At 70.8% G+C, this 26,488-nt stretch carries 26 protein-coding genes and 1 tRNA gene; 17 read left to right on the plus strand and 10 right to left on the minus strand.

Going from position 1 to position 26,488, the window contains the following annotated elements; translation table 11 throughout:
• The first annotated feature begins 130 nt into the window (after window positions 1-130).
• Complete coding sequence (locus ACWDLG_RS41880) at window positions 131-1,366, plus strand: MFS transporter (RefSeq protein ID WP_449930739.1); 1,236 nt, start codon at window positions 131-133, stop codon at window positions 1,364-1,366.
• 124 nt (window positions 1,367-1,490) lie between these two features.
• Here ACWDLG_RS41880 and ACWDLG_RS41885 read toward each other — a convergent pair whose 3' ends face one another.
• Window positions 1,491-1,865 carry a nitroreductase family deazaflavin-dependent oxidoreductase gene (locus tag ACWDLG_RS41885; RefSeq protein ID WP_449930741.1) on the minus strand — a complete coding sequence of 125 codons (375 nt, stop codon included), beginning with the start codon at window positions 1,863-1,865 and terminating at the stop codon, window positions 1,491-1,493.
• A 148-nt stretch (window positions 1,866-2,013) separates the two neighbouring features.
• On the opposite strand from ACWDLG_RS41885, the gene ACWDLG_RS41890 reads away from it, so the two are divergent.
• On the plus strand, window positions 2,014-2,661 hold the full coding sequence (locus ACWDLG_RS41890) for a TetR/AcrR family transcriptional regulator (protein ID WP_449930743.1): 648 nt from the start codon (window positions 2,014-2,016) through the stop codon (window positions 2,659-2,661).
• Between the two features lie 231 nt (window positions 2,662-2,892).
• Here ACWDLG_RS41890 and ACWDLG_RS41895 read toward each other — a convergent pair whose 3' ends face one another.
• Window positions 2,893-3,237, minus strand: a complete 345-nt coding sequence (locus ACWDLG_RS41895; RefSeq protein WP_449930745.1) for a VOC family protein — start codon at window positions 3,235-3,237, stop codon at window positions 2,893-2,895.
• A gap of 1 nt (window position 3,238) precedes the next feature.
• The gene (locus ACWDLG_RS41900; protein WP_354910892.1) at window positions 3,239-3,412 is read right to left on the minus strand and encodes a ribbon-helix-helix protein, CopG family; all 174 of its coding nucleotides are present in this window, start codon (window positions 3,410-3,412) and stop codon (window positions 3,239-3,241) included.
• Between the two features lie 86 nt (window positions 3,413-3,498).
• On the opposite strand from ACWDLG_RS41900, the gene ACWDLG_RS41905 reads away from it, so the two are divergent.
• Window positions 3,499-5,142, plus strand: a complete 1,644-nt coding sequence (locus ACWDLG_RS41905) for an MFS transporter (protein ID WP_449930748.1) — start codon at window positions 3,499-3,501, stop codon at window positions 5,140-5,142.
• A 1,160-nt stretch (window positions 5,143-6,302) separates the two neighbouring features.
• The gene (locus ACWDLG_RS41910) at window positions 6,303-6,566 is read left to right on the plus strand and encodes an integrase core domain-containing protein (protein ID WP_449930750.1); all 264 of its coding nucleotides are present in this window, start codon (window positions 6,303-6,305) and stop codon (window positions 6,564-6,566) included.
• Window positions 6,567-6,592: 26 nt separating this feature from the next.
• On the opposite strand, the gene ACWDLG_RS41915 is transcribed toward ACWDLG_RS41910, so the two are convergent.
• Entirely contained in the window at window positions 6,593-6,895 is a 303-nt protein-coding gene (locus tag ACWDLG_RS41915) for a hypothetical protein (RefSeq protein ID WP_449930752.1), read from the minus strand.
• A gap of 212 nt (window positions 6,896-7,107) precedes the next feature.
• Here ACWDLG_RS41915 and ACWDLG_RS41920 point away from each other — a divergent pair, with 212 nt between their 5' ends.
• The 3 genes from ACWDLG_RS41920 (at window position 7,108) to ACWDLG_RS41930 (ending at window position 9,647) form a co-directional block, all read left to right on the plus strand.
• Window positions 7,108-7,677, plus strand: a complete 570-nt coding sequence (locus ACWDLG_RS41920; protein WP_449930754.1) for a hypothetical protein — start codon at window positions 7,108-7,110, stop codon at window positions 7,675-7,677.
• A gap of 106 nt (window positions 7,678-7,783) precedes the next feature.
• Window positions 7,784-8,899: an IS630 family transposase gene (locus ACWDLG_RS41925; protein WP_449930756.1), complete on the plus strand. Its 1,116-nt coding sequence runs from the start codon at window positions 7,784-7,786 to the stop codon at window positions 8,897-8,899.
• Window positions 8,900-9,068: 169 nt separating this feature from the next.
• Entirely contained in the window at window positions 9,069-9,647 is a 579-nt protein-coding gene (locus ACWDLG_RS41930) for a hypothetical protein (RefSeq protein WP_449930758.1), read from the plus strand.
• 407 nt (window positions 9,648-10,054) lie between these two features.
• Here the strand turns inward: ACWDLG_RS41930 and ACWDLG_RS41935 are convergent.
• Window positions 10,055-10,131: transfer RNA gene (locus ACWDLG_RS41935), tRNA-Pro, on the minus strand.
• 350 nt (window positions 10,132-10,481) lie between these two features.
• Here ACWDLG_RS41935 and ACWDLG_RS41940 point away from each other — a divergent pair.
• Window positions 10,482-12,221 carry a GMC oxidoreductase gene (locus tag ACWDLG_RS41940; RefSeq protein ID WP_449930760.1) on the plus strand — a complete coding sequence of 580 codons (1,740 nt, stop codon included), beginning with the start codon at window positions 10,482-10,484 and terminating at the stop codon, window positions 12,219-12,221.
• Between the two features lie 113 nt (window positions 12,222-12,334).
• Here the strand turns inward: ACWDLG_RS41940 and ACWDLG_RS41945 are convergent, their stop codons facing one another.
• On the minus strand, window positions 12,335-13,228 hold the full coding sequence (locus ACWDLG_RS41945) for a L,D-transpeptidase (protein ID WP_354910905.1): 894 nt from the start codon (window positions 13,226-13,228) through the stop codon (window positions 12,335-12,337).
• A gap of 271 nt (window positions 13,229-13,499) precedes the next feature.
• Here ACWDLG_RS41945 and ACWDLG_RS41950 point away from each other — a divergent pair, with 271 nt between their 5' ends.
• From ACWDLG_RS41950 to ACWDLG_RS41965, 4 genes are read left to right on the plus strand one after another with little or no spacing between them, the layout of a single operon-like run.
• Window positions 13,500-13,628 carry a hypothetical protein gene (locus ACWDLG_RS41950; RefSeq protein ID WP_449930762.1) on the plus strand — a complete coding sequence of 43 codons (129 nt, stop codon included), beginning with the start codon at window positions 13,500-13,502 and terminating at the stop codon, window positions 13,626-13,628.
• A gap of 39 nt (window positions 13,629-13,667) precedes the next feature.
• On the plus strand, window positions 13,668-14,201 hold the full coding sequence (locus tag ACWDLG_RS41955; protein ID WP_449930764.1) for a hypothetical protein: 534 nt from the start codon (window positions 13,668-13,670) through the stop codon (window positions 14,199-14,201).
• A 41-nt stretch (window positions 14,202-14,242) separates the two neighbouring features.
• Window positions 14,243-14,920 carry a TetR/AcrR family transcriptional regulator gene (locus ACWDLG_RS41960; protein ID WP_449930766.1) on the plus strand — a complete coding sequence of 226 codons (678 nt, stop codon included), beginning with the start codon at window positions 14,243-14,245 and terminating at the stop codon, window positions 14,918-14,920.
• A 50-nt stretch (window positions 14,921-14,970) separates the two neighbouring features.
• Entirely contained in the window at window positions 14,971-15,447 is a 477-nt protein-coding gene (locus ACWDLG_RS41965; protein ID WP_449930768.1) for a nitroreductase family deazaflavin-dependent oxidoreductase, read from the plus strand.
• A 65-nt stretch (window positions 15,448-15,512) separates the two neighbouring features.
• On the opposite strand, the gene ACWDLG_RS41970 is transcribed toward ACWDLG_RS41965, so the two are convergent.
• Window positions 15,513-17,459 carry an alpha-amylase family glycosyl hydrolase gene (locus tag ACWDLG_RS41970; protein WP_449930770.1) on the minus strand — a complete coding sequence of 649 codons (1,947 nt, stop codon included), beginning with the start codon at window positions 17,457-17,459 and terminating at the stop codon, window positions 15,513-15,515.
• Window positions 17,460-17,561: 102 nt separating this feature from the next.
• Between ACWDLG_RS41970 and fxsT the strand changes: the two genes are divergently transcribed.
• From fxsT to ACWDLG_RS41985, 3 genes are read left to right on the plus strand one after another with little or no spacing between them, the layout of a single operon-like run.
• The gene (gene fxsT / locus ACWDLG_RS41975) at window positions 17,562-20,678 is read left to right on the plus strand and encodes an FxSxx-COOH system tetratricopeptide repeat protein (protein ID WP_449930772.1); all 3,117 of its coding nucleotides are present in this window, start codon (window positions 17,562-17,564) and stop codon (window positions 20,676-20,678) included.
• Window positions 20,679-20,724: 46 nt separating this feature from the next.
• Window positions 20,725-21,438 carry a DUF72 domain-containing protein gene (locus ACWDLG_RS41980; RefSeq protein WP_449930774.1) on the plus strand — a complete coding sequence of 238 codons (714 nt, stop codon included), beginning with the start codon at window positions 20,725-20,727 and terminating at the stop codon, window positions 21,436-21,438.
• Between the two features lie 11 nt (window positions 21,439-21,449).
• The gene (locus ACWDLG_RS41985) at window positions 21,450-22,415 is read left to right on the plus strand and encodes a magnesium transporter CorA family protein (protein ID WP_449930776.1); all 966 of its coding nucleotides are present in this window, start codon (window positions 21,450-21,452) and stop codon (window positions 22,413-22,415) included.
• Here the strand turns inward: ACWDLG_RS41985 and thrS are convergent.
• Both thrS and ACWDLG_RS41995 read right to left on the minus strand, forming a co-directional pair.
• A complete protein-coding gene (gene thrS, locus ACWDLG_RS41990; RefSeq protein ID WP_449930778.1) occupies window positions 22,393-23,604 on the minus strand; it encodes a threonine--tRNA ligase in 1,212 nt (403 codons plus the stop codon). The two genes, ACWDLG_RS41985 and thrS, sit on opposite strands and share 23 nt — an antisense overlap.
• Window positions 23,605-23,734: 130 nt before the next feature.
• Window positions 23,735-24,199, minus strand: a complete 465-nt coding sequence (locus ACWDLG_RS41995; RefSeq protein ID WP_354910928.1) for an adenylyltransferase/cytidyltransferase family protein — start codon at window positions 24,197-24,199, stop codon at window positions 23,735-23,737.
• Window positions 24,200-24,293: 94 nt separating this feature from the next.
• Here ACWDLG_RS41995 and ACWDLG_RS42000 point away from each other — a divergent pair, with 94 nt between their 5' ends.
• Together ACWDLG_RS42000 and ACWDLG_RS42005 are read left to right on the plus strand one after the other, a co-directional pair.
• Window positions 24,294-25,022 carry a DUF1206 domain-containing protein gene (locus ACWDLG_RS42000; protein ID WP_449930781.1) on the plus strand — a complete coding sequence of 243 codons (729 nt, stop codon included), beginning with the start codon at window positions 24,294-24,296 and terminating at the stop codon, window positions 25,020-25,022.
• Between the two features lie 98 nt (window positions 25,023-25,120).
• A complete protein-coding gene (locus tag ACWDLG_RS42005) occupies window positions 25,121-25,543 on the plus strand; it encodes an ATP-binding protein (protein ID WP_449930783.1) in 423 nt (140 codons plus the stop codon).
• Here ACWDLG_RS42005 and ACWDLG_RS42010 read toward each other — a convergent pair.
• Window positions 25,540-26,451 carry a response regulator transcription factor gene (locus tag ACWDLG_RS42010; protein WP_449930785.1) on the minus strand — a complete coding sequence of 304 codons (912 nt, stop codon included), beginning with the start codon at window positions 26,449-26,451 and terminating at the stop codon, window positions 25,540-25,542. The genes ACWDLG_RS42005 and ACWDLG_RS42010 overlap by 4 nt on opposite strands.
• Window positions 26,452-26,488: the final 37 nt, after the last annotated feature.

The raw sequence follows: 26,488 nt of genomic DNA on the forward strand, positions 1-26,488 counted from the left end.
TAGCCCGGCGCCGCCGCGGCAGAGGGAAACGGGCGGCAAGGTGGCAAGTTCGCGCCACGTTCGGCGGCGTCCGGCGGGGGCGGTGCTAGCTTGACCCCGTATCCGCCGTCGCGCAGGAAGTGAGCTGGAAATGGCGCAACTGCTCCGGATTCCCCAGATGCGCTTCTACATTCTCGGAGACGTGCTCTCGAATTTCGGCGACTTCGCGCTGTTCCTCGCGATGGCCATCTGGGTGAAAACGCTCACCGGCAGCACCGCCGCCGCCGGACTGGTGATGTTCTCCTTCGCCGGCGGCAGCCTGGTGCTACCCCTGTCCGGCTTGCTCGTCGACCGCTTCCGTCGCCGGCCCCTGCTGGCCGCCTCCTACCTGTCCTCGGCGGCCGTCGTGCTCCTGCTGCTGCTGGTACGCGACAGCGGCGACGTCTGGCTGGTCTACGTGATCATGTTCCTCTACGGCGCGCTCGGCAGCGTCACCGGCCCGGCCCAGAACGCCTTCCTGCCCTCAGTCGTCCCGCAGGAGCAGCTGGGCGACGCCAACGGCGTGGTCCAGGCGATGCGCGGACTGCTCAGAATCTTCGCCCCGATCATCGGCGCCGGCCTGTTCGCCTGGCACGGCGCCTCCGTCGTCGTGGTGATCGACGCCGCCGTCTTCACCCTGGCCGCGCTGGCCGTCCTGCTCATCCGGGTCGCCGAGCCCGCGCCCGTCCGCTCCGGGGAGCGCTGGCTCGCCGAGACCGGCGCCGGCCTGGGCTTCCTGCGCGACAACGCAGGGTTGCGCCGCCTCATCGTGGCCTGCGCGCTCACCATGCTCGTCATCGGGTTCTTCGAGTCCATCGGCTTCGCCGTCGTCACCGAGGGACTGTCCCATGAGCCCACCTTCCTGGCCGTCCTGGGCGCCGTGCAGGCGGTGGGCACCATCGTCGGCGGCTCGCTGGCCGGCGAGGTGATCAGGCGCACCAGCGAGCGGGCCCTCGTGATCATCGCGCTGGTCATGGTGGGCGCGAGCAGCCTCATGATGACCGCGCCGCTCGACGCCGTGGTCCTGGCCGGCATGCTGGTGCTCGGCGTCGCCGCGCCCTGGATCGTCATCGGCGCGACCACCTCGCTGCAGCGCCGCACCCCCGAGGACCTGCGCGGCCGGGTCTTCGCCGCCTTCGAGTTCGGGGTCACTGTGCCCCAGGTCGCCTCCATCGCCGTCGGCGCCGGACTGATCGCGGCCGTCGACTACCGGGTGCTCCTGCTCGTGGTCTGCCTCGTGGTCCTCGCCTCCGCCGCCCTCCTCGGCCTGGGCCGTACGGCCGGCGAGATCCCCGAACCCAGCCAGGCGCCCTCGGTCGAGGAGGAGGCCGGGCAGCCGGGTCGGTGAGCGCGGCCCCGGGGCGGGTGGCGGCCCGGCCCTCGGCGTCACACGGGAGCAGCGCCGGCCGCCGTGGTGACACGCTGCTGGGCGTCGACGCCGTCCTCGGTGAGTGGTTCGTGACGGTCGCTCGTCAGCCCGCGACCAGGTCCATCCGGAGGAACTCGGTGATGCGGAGCAGCCTGGGCGGGCGTGCCACCTCATCGGGGAGGGCCTGGAACGCCTCGTCTTCCCCGACCAGGCGGGGGGCGATGAGTTCCACCTCCCTCCCGTCGACCCGGAGCCGCGCGCCGTCGGCTGCCAGGACGTTCCGCACCCAGTCCGAACGCGATCCGTACACCAGGACGAACAGGTAGCCGCCGTCGACGGGGTGCGCATCGAGCGGCGTGCGGTACGTCGCGCCGGAAACGCGACCGACGTGAACCAGCACCGGCCACCTCCCGCCCGCGATCGCGCGAGGATTGAACACCCTCTTGTTGACGTGCCCCCACCACTGCGGCATCGGCATCGGGACCTCCTTCTCTCGCCCGGCCGGGCGCGTCTGCCGCGTCCCCGGCTGATGCGGCCCGCGTGGACATACATCCGTAAGGTGACTTACGCATGTAAGGTTGGCTTACGCTCGTAAGGCTGTCAATCGCCCACACTCCGGAGCCGTCGTGCCACCGCCACAACCGCTCAGCAGAGCCCTCGTGCTGGAAGCCGCGATCAGGGTCGCGGACCGCGGCGGCGCGGAGGCGATCACGATGCGACGGGTGGCGCAGGAACTCGGCGTGGAGGCGATGTCGCTCTACCACCACGTACCGAACAAGGACGCGATCCTCGACGGCGTGGTCGACATGGTGTTCGCGGCGATCGAGCTACCCGGCGTCGAGTGTGACGACTGGCGCGACGCGATCCGTGCGCGCGCTTCCTCCGCACGTGCGGTCCTGTCGCAGCACAGCTGGGCTCTCGGCCTCATGGACTCCCGTCGCCACCCGGGGCCGGCGACGCTACGCCACCTCGACGCGGTCCTCGGTGTCCTGCGGGAGGCGGGGTTCACGCTGCCGATGGCCGCGCACGCCGTCTCGCTCATCGACAGCTACGTCGGGGGGTTCGTCCTCCAGGAGGCGAACCTGCCGGTGACGACGCCGAACGATGTCGAGGACGTGGCGGGCGGCATCCTCGAGCAGCTGCCGGCGGGCACGTTGCCGTACCTCACAGAGATGATCGTCGAGCACGCCCTGCGGCCGGGCTACGACCACACGAGCGAGTTCGGCTACGGCCTGGACCTGATCCTGGACGCGCTCGAGGCTCGCCGGAGATAGCGCCCCCGGCACCGCCACATGACGCACCCTGTCCGGGAAGCGCCCGCACCGGGACCGGCGGCGACGTGTCTGCGCTGTTCACAGCTAATGCGTTACCGGCGGCGGCATGCGGCCCGATACGACAAGGGGGCCGTTCGATTCGATCGGCACTCGCTCGGGGCGTACGTCTCGGGCGAGACTGTGAGCGGTGGGCGGGGCCTGTCCAGGCGGACAGGGCCCGCCCACCGAACATCAGCCCTTCGCCGGCGCCTCGACGCTCCACAGGCGCCCGTCGGGGTCGCGCAGCGTCAGCCGCCTGGTCCCGTAGTGGGTCTCCTCGAACGGTGTGACCACGTCGAGGGACGGGTCGGCCGGGAACGCCTCGGCGTCCGTGACCCGCAGCACGACCTGGGTGTCGGGCCGCTTGTCCTCGGGGACTTCGGCGAGGAGGAGATAGGGACCGTCGCCGCGCCGGAACATGCCCGAACCGTGGTCGGTCGCGAACTCCACGTCGAAGCCCAGCGCCTGCAGGAACTTGGCGGCCTTCCCCCAGTTGTGGGTCTCCAGGTACACGCCTTCGATGCCTTCGGTGGCCATGTCATGTCTCCTTTCCTGAGGGCGGCCCGTCCTCGTGGGCCGCCAAATAGGTGCGCAACGCCTCGGCTACGAGGGCCGAGAGCGACATCTCGGCTTCGATGGCGTGGTGCTTCACCTGTCTGATGAGAGTCAGCGGCAGATAGACGTTGAACTGCTTTACCTCCTCGGTGGCCATGGCAAGGATGCTAGCATCCTAGAGTCCTAGGATCTGTTCCCTTCGTTCCCAGCGCGATGAGCCGCGCAGCAAGGAGGATCTGGACCATGGCCCGCAAGTGGTTCACGCTGGTAGTGGCGTGCGCTGCGACGTTCATGCTGTTGCTCGACATCACGATCGTCACGGTCGCGCTTCCGGACATCCAGCACGCGTTAGGCGCCAGCTTCGGCGACCTGCAGTGGGTGACCGACGCATACGCGCTGACCCTCGCGGCGCTCCTGCTCACCTCGGGATCCCTCGCCGACCGGTTCGGCAGGCGGCGGCTGTTCCTCATCGGCCTGGGGATCTTCACGGCCGGCTCACTGCTGTGCGGCGTCGCGCAGGACCCGCTGATGCTGATCGCCTCCCGGGCGGTTCAGGGGACCGGTGGCGCCGTCATGTTCGCGACGTCGCTGGCGCTGATCGCCGCCACGTTCCAGGGCCGCGAACGCGGCATCGCCTTCGGCGTGTGGGGCGCCGTCGCCGGTGTGGCCACCGCCCTCGGCCCGATCCTCGGGGGCGCGATCACCACCGGGATCAGCTGGCGCGGCATCTTCCTGGTCAACCTGCCGATAGGCGTCGCCGCGATCGCCGTCGCCGCACGCCGGGTGGACGAGTCGCGCTCGCCGCATGCCTCCCGGGTCGACTGGCCGGGAGCCGGCACGCTGACGGCCGGGCTCTTCAGCCTCGTGTACGCGCTGATCAGGGCGAGCGACACGGCGTGGAGCGACCGCGGGGTCGTGATCTGCTTCGTCCTGGCGGCGGTGTTCCTGGCCGCGTTCCTCGTGGTCGAGGCGAAGGCGTCCGAGCCGATGTTCGACCTGTCGCTGCTGCGGACCCCGACGTTCCTGGGCGGCTCGATCGCCGCGTTCGCCATGAACGCCTCGCTCTTCGCGATGTTCCTGTACCTCGTGCTCTACCTTCAGAACCAGCTCGGCTACAGCGCCCTGGGCGCCGGCGCCCGGCTGCTCGTCGTCTCGGCCTGCTCGACCGTCGCCGCGACGGTGGCGGGCCGGCTGTCGAGCCAGGTCCCGGTCAGGTGGCTCATCGGTCCGGGCCTCGTCCTGGTCGGTGCCGGCCTGCTGCTGATGATGGGACTGGACGCCGGATCGGACTGGACACACCTCGTCCCAGGATTCGTCGTCGCGGGCATCGGCAGCGGCATGGTCAACCCGCCGCTGGCTTCCACCGCGGTGGGCGTCGTGCCGGTCCACCGTTCCGGCATGGCCTCCGGCGTGAACCAGACCTTCCGGCAGGTCGGCATCGCCGTCGGCATCGCCCTGTACGGCTCGATGTTCTCGTCGTCGCTGCACTCCGGCCTGAAGGACCGGCTCGGCTCCGCCCCTGACCTGCGCGGCTACACCGACCCACTCGCGGACGCCCTGCACCGCGGCGATCCCGGCCAGGTGATCGGCTCCGCTGCACCGCAAGTCCGCGGCCGGCTCTGGGACGCGGTGGGGGCAGGCTTCGCGTCGTCACTCAACGGCCTGCTGCTCGTCAGCGGCATGGTGGCCGTCATCGGCGGCATCCTGGCCTTCGCGCTCATCCGCACCAAGGACTTCGTGCCGCTCCCCGGCCCCGGAGGCCCGCCGCCCGGCCCCGGAGGCCCGCCGCCCGGCCCCGGAGGTCAACTCCCCGGCCCCGGAGGGCCGTCCGGAGGCGGCCAGAGGCAACCGCAGGACGCCAACACCCCATCGGCGTCCCCCTCCTGACCTGCCTGCACGATGTGTGACACGGTGAGCACCGTGGTGAGCTGCCCCGCGTGCCCTACAGCTCGATCGCCGTCAGGGAGCCGTTGCACAGGCCGCCGATGCCGTACTCCGGGTCGAAGCAGTTCGCACCGAGCGTGGTCAGGCTGGCGGCGATCTTCTGCGCGGCCGTTTCCGGGGAGCGGACGTCGAAGCGTTGCGTGCGGTCCGATCTCGGGCGGAAAGGCGTCTTCGGCCGGTACGGCGAAGCCTCACGTCCGGCTGACGCGGCGGATGGCCTCCGGAATTCGGGGCAGAACTGCTCCGGGCCTCCTCGTGGCGGCGATGTGCCGGGGGAGCGGACGCTGAGGGCGGCTGGTGCCTGTGCGGGGAGATGGCTGTACGGCGGTACTGTCGCAGCCACCGGAGCAGCCCGACGGGGTGGAGCCGCAGCGCGGTCAGGAGCCCCGGCCGAGAGTGCGAGAACGTTCTTTACGCGCTGTGGACACGGTCGATGCGTTGGCTTGAGCAGATGCGGGTAGAGCGAACTCCACCCCAAAGTCTCATCAACACTCAACACGTCTAATGATGTCCTGCGGTTTGCGGATTAATGTCTGTTTTGGCCGCATGTAGGCGCTCCCGCTATGGGAGCTGCTCATGAGGGGGAATCATGGTACGTGTCGGCTTCCATGCCCGGAATGGCTGGAACAACTGGGGCGGCTGGGGCTGGGGCCGCAGACGCTGGTGGGGCCGACGTCGCTGGTGGGGCGGCGGCTGCGGTGGCGGCTGCGGCGGTGGCTGCGGCGGCGGGTGGTGGTGGTAATCACCCCGAGGGGAGTCGACGGCCAGTCCGTCGGCTCTCCTTCTCTGTCGGAGCCGGATGAACATCTGTGCCGTCGGGTAGCCCCCGATACGCGAATGTGAAGCGCTCCAGCTTCGCTGGAGGCTCGTCCCCTTGAGAGGATCGAGTCATGGCAGGCAAGTTCCCCCTACTCGGCCGAGCTGCGTAAGCGCGCGGTGCGGATGGTCGCTGAGGTCCGCCCGGACTACCCGATGGGACCGGTGGAAGGCCGGCGAGCGGCGTAGCTGCTCAGGCAGCGTCCCACCAGCAACACCTCCAGCAACGAGGTGTTGCAACGGCCACTTGAATCCGCCCAATACACCTGTTTCCGCCTCACCATCTGATGACCGCCGGCATCGACGCCTCCATCGGCACGGTCGGGGACGCGCTGATGGAATCGCAGATCGGCCTGTTCAAGACCGAGCTGATCAAACTCCGCGGGCCCTGGCGCAGCCTGGCCGAAGTGGAACTGGCCACCGCCGAATGGATTGAATGGTTCAACACGATCCGCCTGCACTCCTCGATCGGCAACCTTCCGCCGGCGGAGTACGAAGCCCTCTACTACGCTCAACACCAGCCCAACGAGACCGTCGGAATCAACCCCTGAGCTCTCCGTCAAAGCCGGGCGGTTCATTACGGCGAGTGATCTTCGAAGTCGGGAAGGTGGAGGGTGCAGGCGCAATCGAGCGCTTCGATGGGAGTGCCGGTCATGGAGCCACTGGGCAGAACGGCGTCGCGGTAGTCCTCGGTGCCGGCCTGGTAGATCGCGAATCCCCACTCGTCGGTGAAGCCGAGATATTCGATCCGGGCCAGTGGGATCTCCTCGTCGTCATCGGGATCGTCGTTGGGGTGGCCGATCAGGTAGCCGTAGGGGCCGTGCCAGCGGATGGTGACCTCGGCGAGCCGGGGCCAGCGCTGGGAGGCGTGGTGGTCCACGGTTCCTTCGATGAGGTCTTTGAGCTTTGCTGACGGCACCGGCCTAGCGCTCATTGTGGCCGGAATCGGCGCGTCGTCACACGACCGGAACCCATGTGCCCTCACGATCGGGCGATCATCTGTTCCTGATTCACGGTCCGACAGAAACTGTCGGGACTTGCCATACCTGTTCTGGCACGTGGGCGGGAGCAGGGGTTGGTAGCCTCTGCCGGATGATCGCTGACGTCGTTGTCTGGAACCGGCTTGCCGCCTTGCTGCCTGAGGCCGAGGCCCAGGAATTCAGGGACTGCTGGGACATCGGTGAGCAAGAGGCGGGACTTGGCCTGCTCGTCTCCGGCATCTTCACCCACCAGACGGTGATCAGCGAGACGGTCAGGGCTCAGATCTCCGTGCTCGCGGAGGTCTGGGGCGAGAGGGAGGCGCTCGCACCCCGGATCCTTCAATGCCGTGGTGATGACAGGCCGACCCGCCTGAAGGTGATCGAGCACGACGGCGGCACCGTCAGCGGGGCGACAGCCGGGACCGAACAGGACCTGGCAGGTCTCATCCTCGTGCCGTGGATCGCCTGCACGAGATGCGGCCAGGTCCTGATGCGCGCCCATGCCCGAGAAGCCTGGGGCGATCTCTCCTACCTCGCCCAGCACTACGTGATCACGTCGCCGGACAGAGCCACCGTCCTGCGGCTGTTTCCTGCCGACTCTGCCGACAAGGCCTTTGCCGCCCTCCTGCACGAGTGCTCACAGCCGTGGACTGCTGCCGACTCAGCGGACATCGCACCATAGGAAGCGTCGTCCTATCCAGGCCGGCCCTGAGAGCTTCTGCCTGAGAGCCGCATGCTCGACAGCTGTCGCTTGGGCGAGAGAACGATCACCCGATCTGGGAGGGCTTATGGCTCGGCCGGTCAGCCCCGACGTCGTCATCTTGGGCAGCCGCCGCCGGGGCAGGTTGGAGGCGATCGTGGCGCGGGCGAGCTCGCCGCAGCATCTGGTGCTGCGGGCGCGGATCGTGCTGCTGGCGTGGCGCGGCTGGACCAACACCGCGATCGCGGCCGAGTTGAAGGCCAGCGTGACCACGGTGCGCACCTGGCGGCGCCGCTTCGTGGTCGGCGGCCTGCCGGCGCTGGCCGATCGGCCGCGCAGCGGACGCCCCGAGGTATGCGGGCCGGACATGCGACTGCGGGAGATCGCCCTGGCGACCGGTGTCCCACCCGAGGGCACCTCGGCCTGGACACACGTATTGATCGCCGAGCAGCTGGCCCCGACCGGGATCTCGGCCTCGCAGGTCGGCCGGATCCTGGCCGAGGCCGATCTCAAGCCGCATCGGGTCCGCGGCTGGCTCAATCGCCTCGACGATGAACAGTTCTGGACGCAGGCCGCCGCCGTCTGCGATCTGTATCTGCGCCCACCCAGCGATGCGGTGCTGCTCAGCATCGATGAGAAGACCGGCATCCAGGCCAAATCCCGCCGTTACCGCGACCGGCCGATGGGTGCTGGACGCCCGGCCCGGCGCGAGTTCGAATACCGCCGCCAGGGCACTGTGTCGATCATCGCGGCGATGAACGTGACTAATGGCGAGGTCCTCACCGAGTGGATCACCCGCAACAACTCCGAGACCTTCTGCGGCTTCCTGACGATGCTGGACCAGGTCATCGATCCGGACATCGACATTCACCTGATCATGGACAACGGATCCAGCCACACCTCCCGCGCCACCCGGGCCTGGCTGGCGGCGCACCCCCGATTCAAGGTCACCTACACGCCCAAGCACGCCAGATGGCTGAACATGGTGGAGCTGTTCTTCTCGACGCTGACTCGGGGTCTACTACGACGCGGGGACTTCGCCTCCCGCGAAGACCTCGACGGTAAGATCACCGACTTCGTGATCCGGCACAACCGCAACGCTCGTCCCTACCGGTGGACCTATGACGCCCAGGTCGAGCACACCCGCTATCAAGCCCGGCACGCGGGGGAAGCCGGTCAGGCGACCCTCGCGCTGACCGCCTGACCCCTCACCGACCGTGACCGAGCGAAGCCCTCAAGGATCTTTGCGGCTCTGCACTAGCGCCTCAAGATCGCGAAGTGTCACTGGAGTACTGGTAAGGGCGCCTATGGAGTGGAGACGATCGCAGGATCGCCTCCACCCCGGCTTTGCGCAACGTCGAAGGAGTGAGCTGGTGGACATGTCACGGGCTGTGCCAATGGAAAGTCAGTGGGATCTCCTGGGGGAGCACAACTTGAACGGCCGGTTCGATGCGGCCTGGATCGACACGGAGGACATGGACGAGATCGCGCAGCGTTTCCGGGCGGATCGGGATTCGGGGATCCTTTGCGATCTCGATACGGCGTTCAACGAGGCCGATAGTGACGCGCAGGACACTCTGGTATGGATCGGGACGCATTCTCCTGGCTGGTCCGTCGCGGTTGCCATAAGCGGGAGACTTTCGATTGGGGAGGAAGCGAGCGCGGGAAGAAGGCGTGTCTTCACCCATATGCATATGGATCACATATACAAGCTTCCCGACGAGGGCATGCTCTATTACTACGATGGAGAGTTCATAGGCACGTTGGGGGTGATCGAAGAGTTCCGCGATTACACGCGTGATCTGGAGGTGGGCTGGGACGTCGGGTTTCAGGTGACGGTGGAGAGCTTCCTCACCCTGGCGGGGCGGATCACGGGCCGGTTCCTTGACCGGGACTGGTTCGCGGCGCCGCGCGTCCTCTACCGCATTCCCGACGGTGCCTGGCCTCGCTGAAATGAGCCTTCTCCATCCTGATCACGCTGGTCGGTAGCCGTACGTGCTGAGCACGTCGGCTGAGGAGGACCCCCCGGTAAGACGGTCATCAGCGATCGGCACGTGGCCGCACATGGGTAGGTGCCGGGTGCGGGCCGAACGCCCGGCGTCGGGCGAACACGGCGCCGACGACGCCCTGGCGTTCCGTCGCGAGGACGGGCGCCCGATGGATCGTTGGCACGTCCGTCGCGCGTTCCAGAAGATCACGGATGCGGCGGGCGTGGGCGCGGACTGGTGCTCGCCCTGACCAAGGGCGCTGAAGCCATGGACAAGATCTTCAAGGCCAGGACGGCATGACCGAATGGCTTCCCAAGAATGAAAAAGGGCGCCTTCCTTTCGGAAGACACCCTTATCGACCAGCGAATATCTGGTCGGGACGACAGGATTTGAACCTGCGACCCCTTGACCCCCAGTCAAGTGCGCTACCAAGCTGCGCTACGTCCCGCCAAGCCCCTCGGACTCTTCGTTTCGGAGGTGTCCGCGGCGGCCTTGCGTGGAAAACACTATCACGGTCCACACCGAGCTCGGGCCGGAGCGGCGGGTGGTCCCGCGCCGCTCCGGCCGTCCCTCGCCGGTCCCCGTCGTCGTGTGGGGCGGGAAACGAGCCGCGCCTCCCCCAGGCGCCCTGTGACCTTCGCCGGCCCGTGCTCCCGCCCGGTCTTCATGATTCCCGCACCCGGTTGTGAGGACCTTGTCGCCGTTCGCAAGCGGTGTGAAAGCAGGTTGGCATGGGATCCTTCCGAGGCGAGGCGAGGCGAGGCGAGGCGAGGCGAGGCGAGGCGAGGAGGTAGTGAGGTGGGGACTCTCACGATCGTGCTGCGTGGCGGCGCTGTCAGGCCCGACGCCCGGCTGGCTGTCCGAAGCGCGCTGGACGGCTGGCGGGCGGACGTACCGTGCCGGTATGTCCACGGCGCCGACGAGTGGCGGGTGGAGCTGGCGGGCGACGGCCCGGTGGAGTTCAAGTTCCGCTGTGACGGCGGCTGGGAGCGGGGCCCGAACAGGGTGGTGAACGGCGAGCACGTGGCGACGATGACCGGCCGCGTCGCCGACCTGTTCGAGCCGCCTGACGACATCCCGATCGCGGACTCGCTGGCGGCGCGGGTGCATTTCCCGGCGGCGCCGGCCGACGGGGTCTTCGACTTCATCGTGGTGGGCAGCGGCACCGGCGGCGGCACGCTGGCGCACCGGCTGATGGCCGACAGCGGGGGCGAGGCGCGGGTGCTGGTCCTGGAGGCGGGCGGCTACCTGTTCCCGACGCATGTCGGCAACCTGCCGAGGCGGCACGGCCCCTTCGTCAACCGCAGCGTGTGGGAGCTGTGGAACCAGTTCAAGGTCCGGCGCTACGACACCGACCAGCCGATGGAGCTGGCGCAGGCGTTCTGCCTGGGTGGCCGGTCGCTGTTCTGGGGTGCGCTGGTGCCGAGGATGACGCCGGCGGAGTTCGCCGGCTGGCCCGAGCCGATCAGGCGGGAGCTGGAGAGCGTCTGGTACGCCAGGGCGGAGGATCTGCTGAACGGCTCGGCCATGCCGCGCGACACGCTGTGCGGGACCGTGCAGTCGCTGCTGCGGGGCAGCATGCCCGGGCTGGCCGACGACGACGCGATGCTGGCGGCCGAGCACGCCTCGGTGAACGGCCTCGGCATCCCGTCCGGCATCTTCTCCACGGCGGCGCTGCTGATGGAGGACATGCTGCGGGCCTCGTGGGCGGACCGGCTGCACGTCAACCTGCACCATCAGGTGTGCGGGTTCGTGTCCGACGGCGACGCGGTAACGGCGGTCGAGGCGTTCGACCTGCCGGCGGGGGTGCTGCGGACGTTCCGGCTCGCCGAGGGCGGCAGCGTCATCCTGGCGGGCGGCACGGTCGGCACGCCGGTCCTGGCGCACCACGCGGGTCTCGACCATCCGCTGGTCGGGCGGGGCATCACCGACCATCCGACCTACTACTGGAAGTTCACCGTGAAGGACGGCGCGCCCGGCTACAGCCCGGGTGACGCCGCCAAGGTACTGCTCAGGGGTATGGCGGGCGCGACGCCGTACAACGCGGTGGTCGAGATGGGGGTGAACCTGAACCAGTACCACGTCGACGAGGACCTCGACCTGGACGAGGCCGACATGCCGTGCGAGGTGGTGTTCTTCACCGCGGTCCCGCTGGAGGAGCGCAACGGCGTCGAGGTGCGCGGGCAGGGCAGGGACGCCCGCCCGCGGGTGGTCATGCACCACGTGGAGGTGCCGGGTCTGGAGGAGGTCATGACGGAGGTGGGCACGGCCGTGATGGCGGCGGTGGGTGGCACGCCGCTGCAACCGCGTCCGACGCGTTCGGCGCTGGGCGCGGTGGGACACGAGGTGGGCACGATGCGCATGGGCGCCTCCGCCGACACCGGGGTGGTCGATCCCGATCTGCGGGTGTACGGCAGGCGCAACCTCTACGTGTGCGACCTGTCGGTGTTCCCGACCTCGCCGGCCGCCAACCCGTCGCTGACGCTGGCCGCGCTGGCGATGCGCCTGGCGGACCACCTCGTCACCGCCCGAGGCTAGACCGACTCGGCCGGACCAGGCGGCCGCCGGCCGGTGAGCGGAACCGGCGGCGCTGACCGGCGGCGGGGCCGTCCGGACCTGGTGTCATCCGGCGGGCCAGCCGGGACCTGGCGTCATCGGGCGAGCGCGCTGCCCTTCTTCCATTCGGTCCAGTTGAGCTGCCAGTAGCTCCAGCCGTTGGTCCAGTCGAGCTTCCGCTTGGTGCCGGTGATCTTGACGACGTCACCGCGCTGGGTGATGCCGAAGAACCACTTGGCCCCGTCGGGGGTGGCGCGGACGCAGCCGTGGCTCTGGTTGCTGCGGCCGAGGAAGTGGTAGAAGCCGGCGCTCTGGTGGACGTACTCGCCGGAGTCGGAGATGCGGACGGCCCACGGGATCTGCTCGTTGTAGTAACGCGGGTCCTTGGGGTCGGTGACACCGAGCCAGGACGAGGTCATGGTCTCGACGGGCTTCTTCGACATGGTCAGGTGGGTGCCGCTGGTGGTGAGGTAGACGTCGACGCCGTTCTTGACCAGTCCGCCGCGGCCCGCGCTGATCGGGATCTTCTTGGCGAGTTTCCCGTCACGGGTGACCTTCATGACGTGCTTGCGCGTGTCGACGACCGAGATGTTGGCCGTGCCGACCTGGAACCGGCGGGTGACGTCCTTGGCCCTGTTGCCCGGCAGCGCGCTGAGGCGGGCGGTGAAGGTGACCTTCTGGTGGGCCTTCCAGTAGAACTTGGTCCGGTAGACCACCTTGCGCGGCGACACCCAGCGCCACGCGCCGTCCACCGGACGTTCGGCCTGGACCTGCAGCAACGCTTCCACGGCCGCCTTGTCGGTGACGTCGCGGTCGAAGGTCACGATGATCGGGAAGCCGACCCCTACCTTCTCCTTGTCGTCTCCCATCGGGGTGATGTCCGCGATGGCCAGGGGCATCGAGCCGGGGGCCGACGGCGCGGGGGTGGGGGTCGGCGGCACCGCGCCGAGCATGCTCGCCACCAGCGCGGTCAGCGCTATCAGTTTCACGGGGGCACTCCGTCACATAAGGGGTGAATCACATTCCATATGTGAGAGACCGGAAGGCGGCTTCTGGTTGACCCGCTTTGATAACGATCACGACGACCGCTCGGGAGGCGCTCCTGCCGGGGGTGGCGCGGCGCCGGGGTCGTGGGATGGCCGCCGCCGCGGACGCCGGGGGATGGCGGCTCCACCATCGTGTGCGCGGGCTGGCTCGTCTTCAGGACGCTCGCCGTCGAGGGAGGGATCGGCTCGGCGCGGCCAGGGAGCGGCGCTGCCCATGTTCTGCGAGCGGCCGGAGGAGGCGCCGCTCGGCGCGGTCGTCGGGGTGCGCGACGCCGCCGGAGCACGCTTCGAGCACGCGCTGAACGAGCTGGTCGCGCGCCTGCAGCAGGCCGGGCGCGAGTGAGGGTGTACTGATGGTGTGTACTGCTAGTACACTTCGGGCATGCGAGTCGTCGTCAAAATCACCGGCACCGTCCTGGTCACGATCCTGCTGACCTATCCGCTGTGGGCGCCGCACTGGGGAAGCGGCATCCTCGGCGAGGTCGCCGCGCAGGGCATGCCCGGCGGGCTGATCGCCGTCGCCGTCTTCTTCGGCATCGTCGCGCTGTACTGCCGCGCGCTCCATCGCACCTTGGCCGCCATCCAGCCGGAGGCCAGGGCCGCCGCCCCCGCCTCGGTCTGGTGGATGTTCGCCATCCCCTACAACTTCGTCGAGGACTTCTTCATCGTGCGGGCCGTCGCCACCTCGCTCGCCGCCGACGCGCGCCCGACGAGCCGCTTCGTCCGCTGGTGGGCCCGGCTCGGCTACGGTTGGTGCGCGTTCCAGATCCTGTCGCTCTTCCCCGGCGCCGCCGGGTACGCCGGTGGGGCGGTCGCCATCCTCCTGTGGGCGGCACACTGGATCATGACGGCCCGGATCCTGCGTACGCTGTCCGCCCGGCAGCCGGCCGTCCGGCCCGTACCCGGCCATCGTTAGGAGACCGGCCATCCCGCCGGCACACGAGCACGAGGAAACCAATGCCACTTCCCCGCTTCGACCGGCTGCCCGCCGACACGCGAGCCGCCATCCTCGCCGTCGCCCGCGCGCACTTCGCCCGCGACGGCAAGGACGCCGCGTCGTTCAACCAGATCATCGCCGAAGCGGGCATCTCCAAGACCTCCGCCTACCACTACTTCGACGGCAAGGACGACCTGTTCGGCGCCGTGCTCGCCGACGCGGCCGTCCGCACGCTGACCGCGCTCGGCCCGTGGACCGAGGTGGCGACGGCCGACGAGCTGTGGGAGCAGCTGGTGGCCGGCACGACCCGGATGGCCGCGCACCTGCGCGAGCATCCGGACGACCGGGCGGTCCTGGCCGGGCAGCCGCTGTCCGACGACGGTTCGTGGGTGCGTGACCTGGTCGCCAACGGGCTGGCGATCGGCCTGATCGCCCCGGCACCCGGCGCCGAGCTGGTCACGGTCGCCACCATGGGGGTCATCGGCGCGCTCGACTCCTGGGCGCTCGACCATCCGCACGCCTCCGACCACGCCCTCGCCGACACGCTCGTGCTGTTCCTGGCCCGGCTCTGGGCCGCCCCCGCCCCACCCACGAACCTCGCCGCAACCGCGAACCTCGCCCCAACCGGGAAGCCTGGCGCCGGTGCGAAGCCCGGCCCTGCCATCAACCCTGGCCCTGCCGCGAACCCCGGCTCCTGACCGGAAGCCACCCGCCACGGCTCGGCGACCGGCTCGGAAGGAAGGCGCACATGGAGATCATCAACACCCCGCCACCGCCGTCAGGGCTGCGCAGGCTGCTGTTCCGGCTGCCCGTCCAGCTGTACCGGATGCGCCTGGGATGGCTGCTGGGCGGGCGGTTCATGCTCGTCGTCCACACCGGCCGCGTCTCCGGCAAGCCCCGGCGGGCCGTCATCGAGGTGGTCGCGCACGACCGCGTCGGCGGCGGCTACGTCGGCCCCTCCGGGTACGGCAGGCGCTCCGACTGGTTCCGCAACATCCTGGCCACGCCCGAGGTGACCGTCCAGGTGGGCAACCGCGTCATGGCGATGACGGCGCGGCCCCTCACCCCGGAGGAGGGCGCCGAACTGATGGCCGCCTACGCCCGGCGCGCCCCCCGGACGGCGCGGCGGCTGGCCCGGTTCCTGGGGTTCCTGGTCGACGGGTCGGCGGCCGACTTCAGGGAGGTCGGCCGCCACATCGCCTTCGTCCGCTTCATCCCCCGCTGACAGCCGCCGCCCCGAGCAGCCGGTGCCGCCGCCCCCCGTTCCGCCAAGGGCTTCGGGCCGGGTGGTCAGCGGTTGACCGCCACCAGCACCGACAGCGGCGGCAGGTCGTGGATCTCCACGTAGCGGGCCCCGTCGGGCGAGGTCAGCACCGGCACCGTCGACCCGACCGGATGCTTGGTGCCACCCACCACCTCCGCCGTGTTCGCCACGACGGTGAACGCCGCGACCCCCGCGTTGATGCTCGCGTCCACGTGCAGCCGCGCCGTACGGGCGGAGGGCCCGGGGTTGACCACGCACAGCGCCTCGTCGTCGGCGAGGATCCGCGACCAGCCGACCACCTCGCCCGGCTCGGGCGGGGTGAAGGACCCGTCGGCCCTGCCGAGCCTGCGCAGGTACTGCCGTCCGGCCGACAGCGCGGGGTGCGCCTTGCGGGCCCGCAGCAGCATCCTGATCCGCTGGTAGACGTCGTTGTCCTGGTCGAAGACGTGGTGCCCGGAGGTGCCGAAGGGGCCGAATCCGGGGGTGTCGGGGTCGGGTTCGTGGCCGCCGGGCACGCGCGGGTGCGCGGGCCCGAACATGGCCTCGCGCAGGTAGATGTCGCCGGCCAGGTCCCTGACCCCCCAGCCGGGCAGCCACTTGCGCTCTTCGGGCTCGGGTCCGGTCAGCCCCTGCTCGATGCCGTAGTACAGGCAGGGGATGCCGAGCAGGAACAGCAGCAGGCCGGCGCCCACGACGACCCGTGACGGCGAGGACTCGAGGGAGCCGAACCGCAGCTGCGGGAAGATCGCCAGGTCGTCGTGGTCGTCGAGCATGGAGACGTACCTGCCGCCGAGCGCCCTGTGCGTGATGTCGAGCGGCAGCGTGAAGCGGCCGAACAGGTCCTCGGCCCTGGCGGTGCCCTCGGCCACCGCGCGCAGCGTCGCCCGCGTCTCGCCCGTCTCCAGGACCGCCGTCAGGTTCTGCCCGACCAGCCGCAGGTACTTCTCCTGGATGGAGTCGCCGCCGCCGACCTCGCCGACGATGAGGAAGTTCGACTTGCCGAGCTGCTCGGCGTACTCCCTGATCGCGCCGCAGAAGGCGCGGGCGTGCTCGAGCGGCACGTGCTTGAGGGTGTCGATCCGCAACCCGTCCAGGTCGGCGAGCGCGATCCAGTACTTGTAGATCTGGATCATCGTCTGCAGGGCGCGCGGCATGTCGATGTCGCGGCTGAACCAGTCGGCCCTGCGGTAGGGGGCGTTCGGGTCCTCGTCACCGCCGGGGCCGAAACTGCCGCCGTCGCCGCCGGCGCGGGTGTAGGCGTCGGGGTGCTGCAGTTCCTCGGGCCAGACCCCGTGATCGGGCAGCGTGGGCGCCGCCCCGTGCGGCAGCCTGCCGCCCTTCCCGTCGCGCCAGGTCCCGAAGGCGTAGGGCGGGCCCTCCCGGTACGGCGGGCGCGGCACGTAGCGCGGCGACCCCTCCTCGCCGAGGTCGTAGTCCCAGGTCTCGCCGGAGTGGTTGAGCAGCACGTCGAGGATGATCCGGATGCCGCGCTCGTGCGCCTGCCGTACCAGGTCGACCAGGTCGGCGCGGGTGCCGAGGCGCGGGTCGACCTCGAGGAAGTCCTGTACCGCGTAGCCGTGGTAGTCGTCGGGCTCGACGGGACCGCCCTCGACGCCGGCGACCGGGCGCTGCTTCCACACCGGCCCGATCCACAGCGCCGTCACGCCCAGTTCGTCCAGATAGTCAAGCCGGGAAGCGACCCCCGCCAGCGTGCCGCCCTGGTAGCGTTCCCGTCCTGATCTGGCCCACCGGTCCCAGCGCCACCCCTGCGGCCTGGCGGCCCACAGGTCGGTCCTGTCCAGGAGGGGGCGTCCGGCTTCCCCGCCGTCGCTGAACCTGTCGGGGAGCAGGAAGTAGATGACCTCGCCGCGCCAGTCGACGGGCGACGGGTGGTAACCCTGCCGCTCAGGCCACGGGGCCTCGCCGATCCTGCGTGGCGCGGGTCGGCTGACGATCTCCTCGACGGTCGCCATCGGTGGCGCACCTCCAGATTCGTTTGGTTTCAGCCCGAATGAGTGACGCGTTACAGTCGCTTGCAAGCATGTACTTGCAAGCATTCAGAAGGGAAGCGCAGCATGGAAGCCCGCGTGGAGATCGGGATTCTCGGCACGCTCGAGGTCCTGGTCGACGGCGTCCCTGCTGCCCTCGGCGGCCACCAGCGCGCGGCCATCCTCGCGGTGCTGCTGCTGCACCGCGGTGACGTGCTCAGCGCCGACCAGCTCATCGACCAGGTGTGGGCCGGCCGCCCGCCGCGCAGCGCCACCAACACCCTGCACGCCCACGTCTCCAGGCTGCGCAGGACGCTGGGCGGCACCGCGCTGCTGCAGTCGCACGGGCCCGGCTACCGGCTGGTCATCGACCAGGAGCGGGTCGACGCCCACCGCTTCGAGCACCTGGTCACGCGCGGCCGGGACGAGCTGGCCAAACAGGACTGGAGCGAGGCCGTCACCGTGCTCGACAGCGCGCTGGCCTTATGGCGCGGCCCCGCGCTGGCCGACTTCGCCGCCGACCCGTGGGCGCAGTTCGACGCGATCAGGCTGGAGGAGCTGCGCTACGCGGCCGAGGAGGGCCGCACCGACGCCGAGCTCGCACTCGGCCGCCACGCCGAGGTGCTGCCGCGCCTGGAGCAGCGCGTGGCCCGCCACCCGTTACGGGAGCGCTCCGCCGCCCAGCTGATGACCGCGCTCTACCGGTGCGGCCGGCAGGGCGACGCCCTGAACGTTTACGAGCGCGTGCGCAGGGTCCTGGCCGAGGAGCTCGGCGTCGACCCCGCCCCCACGCTGCAGGCCCTGCACCAGGCCGTGCTCACCCACGACTCGTCGCTGACGGCGCCCGCCCTCGCCCAGGGGGCCGCCACCGCGCCGCCCGCCAGGCCGGCCACCCCGCGCCGCGTCTCCAACCTGCCCTCCCGCAACCGCGTCTTCTCCGGCCGCGAGGACCTGCTGTCCGAGCTGGGCCGCGGGCTCACCGCCAGCGGCGCCGTCGCCCTGTACGGCCTGGCGGGCGTCGGCAAGACCCAGGCGGCCCTGGAGTACGCCCACCGGCACGCCGCCGACTACGACGTCATGTGGTACGCCTCGGCCGCCGAGCCGCTCGCGCTGGCCGGCGCCATGGAGGACCTCGGCCTGCGCCTGGGCGTCAGGGAGCGGGCCGACAGGGGCGAGCTGGTCACCGCGCTGCGCGACCGGCTGGCCGGCATGGGCAGGTGGCTGCTGGTGCTCGACGACGTCGAGGACGCCGCGCTGCTCGAACGGCTGCTGCCGGACGGCGGCGACGGCCATGTGGTCATCACCTCGCGCAATCCCGCGTGGGGGCTGCATGCCGTACCGCTGCGGATCGACCCGTTCTCGCGCGAGGAGTCCGTCGCCTTCCTCGAGCGGCGCCTCGGCCTGCCCGGGCGCTCGGCGGGCGCCGCCGAGCTGGCCGACCAGCTCGGCGACCTGCCGTTCGCGCTGGAGCAGGCCGCCGCCTACAGCGAGCAGACCGGCATGACCTTCGAGGAGTACGCCGACCTGTTCCGGCGCAGGGCCGACAAGCTGCTGACCAGGGCGGGGGAGCGCGACCAGACCTTCGCCACGGCGTGGCAGCTGGCCTTCGAGCGCGTGCGGGCCGCCTCCGCCTCGGCCGCCGAGCTGCTGCACCTGTGCGCCTGCCTGGGCGGCGACGGGCTGTCGCTGCGCCTGCTGCGCGGCCTCGGCGGGGTGCTGCCGCCCGCGCTGGAGGCGGCCGTCGCCGACGAGGTCGGCCTGCAGGACGCCATCGCCCACCTGATGCGCCACTCCCTCGTCGACCGTGACAGGGGACGGCTGCGCATGCACAAGATGGTCGGCGCCGCGGCCATGGCCACGCTGTCGAGGGCCGAGCGGCAGGAGTGGCTGCTGCGCGGCATTCGCCTGGTCGAGGCGACCGCGCCCGCCGACCCGGACAACCCGACCAACTGGCCGCACTGGGACGGTGTGCTGCCGGGCCTGATCCACCTGGCGGGGCAGGCGGGCAACCTCGACACCGTGCCGCTGGCGCTGCCGCAGCTGCTGTGCGGGGCGGGCCGCTACCTGACCACCCGGGCGGCCTTCGACCGGGCCGCCTGGCTGTTCGAGACGTCGCTGGAACTGCTGCGCCGCGCGGGCGGCAGCGACGCCGACCTGGCGGCGGTGCTGACCGAGCAGGGCAAGCTGCTGGAGGTGGTGGGCGACCTGGAGGGCGCGAGGGCGGCGCAGGAGCAGGCGCTCGCCCTGGCCGAGGACGCTTTCGGGCCCGAGCATCCCGGCGTCGCCTATGTGCTGAAGCGTCTCGGCGACGTGCTGGTCTGCCAGCGGCGGCTGCCCGAGGCCAGGCAGGTGCTGGAGCGCGGCCACGGCATCCTGGCCGCCCGCGACGACGCCGACGGCAGGGAGCTGGCCAGGATCGGGCGCGACCTGGGCTTCGCCGCCTGGCTGGCCGGCGACCTGGCCGCCGCCCAGCAGTGGCTGACCAGGTCGCTGACCGCCTCGCGCAGCCTGCTGGACCCCGGCCACCCCGACGTCGCCCACTCGCTGTCGGGCCTCGGCCTGGTGCTGCAGGACGCCGGCCGCGCCGAGGAGGCCATCAAGCTGCAGGAGCAGGCGCTGTCGCTGCTGGCCGGTGTCTACGGCGACGAGCATCCCGAGGTCGCCCACACCCTCGACAAGCTCGGCTACGCGCTGCGCCTGGTGGGTCGCTACGACGAGGCGAGGATGAGCCACGAGCGCGCCCTGGCCATCCTCGAGGCCTGCTACGGCCCCGGACACGGCGAGGTCGGCATGCCGCTGACCAACCTGGGCCTGGTCTACCAGGACATCGGCGAGCACGAGCTGGCCCAGGCCCACCAGGAGCGGGCCATGGGCGTCTTCTCGGCCGTCTTCGGCCCCGACCACCCGCACGCCCAGCTGGGCGCGCGCAGGCTCGGCGTGGCCAAGCTGCTCGGCGGCCGCGTGACCGAGGCCAGGGAGCTGCTGGAGCGGGCCGTCGCCGGCACCGAGCGGGCGCTCGGCCCCGGCCATCCCGACGTGGGGCGCGCCCTGCTCGACCTGGCCGCCGTCCACGAGCGCCTCGACGACCTGGTCGCGGCCACGGAGTGCCGGACGCGTGCCGAGCGGATCCTGGCCGCCGCCTACGGCCCCGACGCCCTGCACGGCGGCGGCACGTCACCGTCGCTGCCCGCCGGATCGTCCTGACCCGAGCGGGCGGCGTGCCCCGCGGGAGCCGGGGTAGGGGCCCGGCATGGAGACGCTCGTGGGAACCTCCGGCTGGCAGTACAAGGACTGGCGGGGCGTGCTGTATCCGGACAAGGCGCCGCAGCGGCTGTGGCTGGAGATCTACACCGAGCACTTCCGCACGGTCGAGAGCAACAACGCCTTCTACCGCCTGCCGTCCACGGAGACGTTCGCCGGATGGGCCGAGCGCACCCCCGACGACTTCGTGATGGCGGTCAAGGCCAGCAGGTACCTCACCCACATCAAGCGGCTGGCCGACCCCGAGGAGCCGGTCGAGCGGCTGATGGCCGCCGTGGCCGGGCTGAAGGGCAAGCTCGGCCCGATCCTGCTGCAGTTGCCGCCGACGCTGAAGGCGGATCCCGGCAAGCTCGACCGCTGCCTGGCCTGCTTCCCGCGCGCGACCAGGGTGGCGGTGGAGTTCCGGCACCCGTCGTGGTGGACCGACGAGGTCAGGGGCGTGCTGGAGGCCAGGGAGGCGGCGCTGTGCTGGGCCGACAGGGAGAGCAGGGTCCTGAACCCGCTGTGGCGCACCGCGTCGTGGGGCTACGTCAGGCTGCACGAGGGCAGGGCCACCCCCCGGCCCTCGTACGGCGAGGCCGCGCTGAGATCGTGGGCGCGCCGCGTCCACGACGCGGGATGGCGGCAGGCCGTGGTCTACTTCAACAACGATCCGGGAGGGGCGGCGGCACGCAACGCCGCACGGTTCGCCGAGCTCGTCTAGGGTTGTCGGTCATGGTACGAACCCGCTTGTACCGCGAGGGGGTCCTCGTGGCCGAGGGCTTCCCCATCGCCGAGGTCTCCGACCACGTCGCCGACCCGGGCAACGTGGTCTGGTTCGACCTGTGCGCCCCCACCGCCGACGACCTGGGATGCATCGCCGAGGAGCTGGGCCTGCACACCCTCGCGGTGGAGGACGTCTTCCACGAGCGCCAGCGGCCCAAGGTCGACGTCTACGACGGCCATCTGTTCGTCGCCGCCTACTGGCTGTACCAGGAGGGGCACCGGCTCCACACCGTCGAGATCGACATGTTCCTCACGGCCAACGCCCTGGTGACCGTGCGCGAGAACGAGCACTTCGACATCGACCAGGTGACCGCCCGCTGGGACGCGTCGGGCGGCCTGGCCAAGAACGGGGTCGCCTTCCTGCTGTACGGCCTGCTCGACTACGTGGTCGACGGCCACTACGAGCTGGTCGAGAGTCTCGACGAGGAGGTCGAGGCGCTGGAGGAGCAGCTGTTCGAGGAACGGCCGATGAGCCGGCTGGACGCCAGGAAGATGTTCACCCTGCGCAAGAACATGGTCGGCCTGCGCAAGGTCGCCGGGCCGATGCGCGAGGTGGTCAACACGCTGTTCCGGCGTGACCTGCACGTGGTCACGCCGGAGATGACGCCGTACTACCAGGACCTCTACGACCACGTCCTGCGCGTGGCGGAGTGGATCGACAACCTGCGCGACCTCGTGGCCAACCTGCGCGAGGCCCAGCTGTCACAGCAGGGCTTCCGGCTGAACGAGATCATGAAGAAGCTCACCGGCTGGGCCGCGGTCATCGCGGTGCCCACCATGATCACCGGCTTCTACGGCCAGAACGTGCCCTATCCGGGCTTCGGCACCAGCGCCGGCTTCTGGTGGTCGTCGATCATCATCGTGGCCGCCTCGGGGCTGCTGTACCTGGCGTTCAAAAAGCGGGATTGGCTCTAGCGGCCATCCACGCCAGCACCTGCGCGATCGGCCTGGCCTCCTGCCGGGTGCCGTCACGCAGCCGCAGCGCGGCCTCGCCGAGACGCGCCTCGGCCGGACCGACCACGAGCTGGAAGGGCACCAGCCGGTGCGACCTGACCCGCGCCCCGAGGGAGCCGTCGCCGGGCTCGGCCATCGACGCGCGCAGTCCCGCTGCGACGCACCGCCGTACCAGCTCCCGGGCGGCGGGGACCTCGGCGTCGGTGACGGGCAGCACCACCGCCTGCACGGGGGCGAACCAGGCGGGGAAGGCGCCGCCGTGGACCTCGATCAGGTGCCCCATCAGGCGTTCGAGGCTGCCGACCAGACTTCTGTGCACCATCACCGGCCGGTGGAGCGCCTGGTCGGGGCCGACGTAGGACAGGTCGAAGCGGCCCGGCTGGAACAGGTCGACCTGGACGGTCGAGATGGAGTTCTCCCGTCCCTGGGGGTCGACGATCTGGATGTCGATCTTCGGGCCGTAGAAGGAGCCCTCGCCGCGCTCCTCCTCGAAGTCGCGGCCCCTGGCCCGCAGCGCCTCCCGCAGGACGGCCTCGGCGCGGTCCCACATGTCCGGGTCGTCGACGTACTTGGCGCCGTCGCCCCTGAGCGAGAGCCGGTAGCGGACCGGCACGATGCCGAGCTGCCCGTGGGCGGCCTCGATCAGGTCGAGCGCGGCCGACACCTCGGCGGCGGCCGCGCCGGCCGGGCAGAAGACGTGCCCGTCGTTGAGCTGGATGGCCCGCACCCTGCTCAGGCCGCCCACAACGCCCGACAGCTCACCCCGGTACATGCCGCCGAGCTCGGCCAGCCGCAGCGGCAGGTCGCGGTGGCTGCGCGGCCTGCTGCCGAACATCAGCGCGTGGTGCGGGCACAGGCTGGGCCGCAGCACGAACTGCTCCCCTCCGAGCTCCATCGGAGGGAACATGTCGTCGCTGTAGTGCGCCCAGTGCCCCGATCTCTCGTACATCGCCCGCTTGCCGAGCACGGGCGAGTTGACGTGCAGATAACCGTTGCGGCGTTCGAGCTCGTGGACGAAGTCCTCGACGGCCTTGCGCACGGCCGCGCCCGCGGGCAGCAGGAACGGCAGCCCCGAGCCGATCATCGGGTGGGTGTCGAACAGGTCGAGCTCGCGGCCGAGCCTGCGGTGGTCGTTCAGGTGGTCGTTCATCGGAAACCCTCCGAAAGACGAGGGCGAACGACCAGCGATCCCCGGGCGTTCGCCCGGGGAGCATGAGTTCAGCGCGCCGGGTACGGGTCCGGCGTCGTCGTGACGAAGACGTGAGCGCGCTGCATGGAGCTCATCCTAGCCCGGCGTTGACGATCCTGGTCGTCGAACGCCCCGGAATCATCTCCAGCTCCCAGCACTGGGCGCCGAGCAGCGCCGCCGCCGCGCACCTGCCGCCCGCGTGCGGGTCGCCCGCCGTGTGCGCGAGCGCGCCTGGCCGCATCGGGGCGAGCAGGTCGATGTAGTCCTCGGGGCCGTGCGCCTCGGGCGGGCCGCTCACGATGAACACCCCCGACACCGCGCGCAGCGCCCCCAGCACCTCGGCCCGCTCGGCGGCCGGGTTCAGCGGCCTGCTCGGACCCTTCCACGCGCGCACGCGCGGATCGTCCTCGACGCCGACGACCAGCGGCAGGCCACGCTCGGCCACCGACCGCAGGTAGCGCACGTGCCCCACGTGCAGGATGTCGAAGACGCCCGTCACGACCGCCGCGCCGGGCTGTTCGTACGGCTGCACCCAGACGGCCTCCAGGCTGCTCACGCGCAGGTTCCCCTTCCAGTCGCCTCATCCGATCGCAGCGTACTCGGTCGCCGCCCCGGGTTTACGACCCGCCTGCCGGTGCAGGGGAGGCGTCATGATTCTCACCAAGCTGGGCTATGCCGCCAGGGGCGTGCTGTACGCCCTGATCGGCCTGGTGGCGTTACAGATCGCCTTCGGCGGGGACGGCGAGGCCGACAAGAGCGGCGCGATCGGCATCGTGGCCGCACAGCCCTTCGGCACCGTGGTGCTGTGGCTCATGACGGTGGGTCTGGCCGCGCTGGCCGTGTGGCAGGCGCGGGAAGCGCTGTCCCGTCGCGGCAGGGCGCGCGACAGGGTGGAGTCGGCCGTCCGGGCGGTCTTCTACGTGCTGCTCGTCGTCTCGCTGCTGGGCCTGCTGCTGCGCGGCAAGCAGGCGGCCTCCACCGACTCGCAGTCCCGGGACGTCACCAGGACGCTGCTCGACCTGCCCGCGGGACAGCTGCTCGTCGGCGTCGCCGCACTGGGCGTGATCGCGCTCGGCCTCCACTGGATCCACGAGGGCTGGACCGAGAAGTTCATGAAGGACATGACCGGCGGCGGGCAGGCGGTCCGTCGGCTCGGCCAGGCGGGCTACATCGCACGGGGCGTCGTCGCCGTCGCCGCGGGCGTTCTCATCGGCCGGGCCGCGATCGCCTACGACCCCGGCAGGGCGGTCGGCATCGACGGCGCGCTCAAGGCGCTCGCCGACGCCCCCGCCGGCCCGTGGCTGCTGGCCGCGGTGGCCGTGGGACTGGTGTTGTTCGGGGTGTACTGCCTGGCAGAGGCGCGATGGCACCGGACCTGACCCGGTTCCACCGGCAAGAGCATTCCTACCTTTTCGTGACCCCTCCGCCCCGCCGGGCGCCGCGTCCTTAAGAGGTCGCCGAAGTCGGGGAGGTCGCCGTGGAACCGCCGGAGTACGACAGTTGGACCCTGCCAGGAGTTCCCGACCAGGTCGCCGCGGCACGCCGCCTGGTGACCGCCGCGCTCGGCGCCGGACATCCGCTGCACGACGACAGCGTGCTGCTGACCAGCGAGCTGGTCACCAACGCGGTCGTGCACTCCGCCTCACGTGACGGCGGCACCTTCACGCTGACCGTGCTGTCCACCGGCTCCAGGGTGCGCGTCTGCGTCAAGGACGGCGGCTCGGACGGCCCGCCGTGCGCCTGCCGCGCCTCCCTGACCGCGCAGAACGGGCGCGGCCTGCCCCTGCTGGACGCGCTCAGCCACCGCTGGGGCTACGCCAGGCAGAACGGTGTGAACACCGTCTGGTTCGAGCTGGTGCTCGTCACGATCCCCACGGAGTGGGCGGCCGCGGGTGTCTAGAGGTCGATCACGCACAGCCCCTCGGCCAGGGCCTTGGTGGTGACCCTCGTACGGCTGTCGCAGCCCAGCTTGGCGAAGATGTGCTCCAGGTGGGTGGTGACCGTGCGGACGCTCAGCACGAGCGCGGCGGCGATCTGCGGATTGGAGTCGCCCGCCGCCACCCTGGTCAGCACCTGCGCCTCCCGCGCGGTCAGTTCGTACGGCAGGCAGCAGGGCCGCTCGGCCACCACCGCCCCCTGCAGCGCGCCGTGCGAGCCGACGCCCGCGCGCAGCACCCGCACCTCCCGCCACCGACCGCCCCGGTCCTGCCAGAGGCCCCGCCTGCTCAGCTCCCGCGAGTCGAGGAAGGCCCTGGCGTAGCCGGCCATGGCGGGATCGGCGGCCACCACCTCCGACCTGGGCACGCCCGCCACGTCGCGTACCACGCCGCCGCGGTCGAAGGCGACCGCCGAGAACCCGCTGGGCAGCCCGACGGGGTCGATGACGCACCTGGTCAGGTCGGTGACGTGGGCCAGCGTGGGGGACAGCGCCGCCATGACGGTGAGCGCGTGCGCGGGGAAGCGGGGCGCCGACAGGTTCAGCAGCCCGGTGTAGCGGCCGTCGGCCAGCAGCAGCGGCGTGGTCAGCCCCTGCCGCCAGCCGTAGGCGGCCAGCCGCGCGCCGTCCATCGGGTACGGCCCGCCGCCCCCGGCGGCGGGTGTCCCGGCAGAGGGCAGCGGGCCGGGGGGACGGCGCAGGCCGTCGGAGACCAGGCTGCGGTGGCGCCCGGTGGCCGGGTCGAAGGCGACGAACTCGTAGGCGTCCAGCGGGATCACGCGGCGTAAGGCCCGCATCGCGCCGTGCGCCCCCGTGCTTCCCGCCACCTGGAAGCCCACCTCGGCGCAGGCGCTCAGCGTGATGTGGTCCATCGCGCCATCATGGCGCATCGTCGCGTCACGCGCTCGG

It is taken from the genome of Nonomuraea sp. NPDC003727, assembly GCF_053586935.1.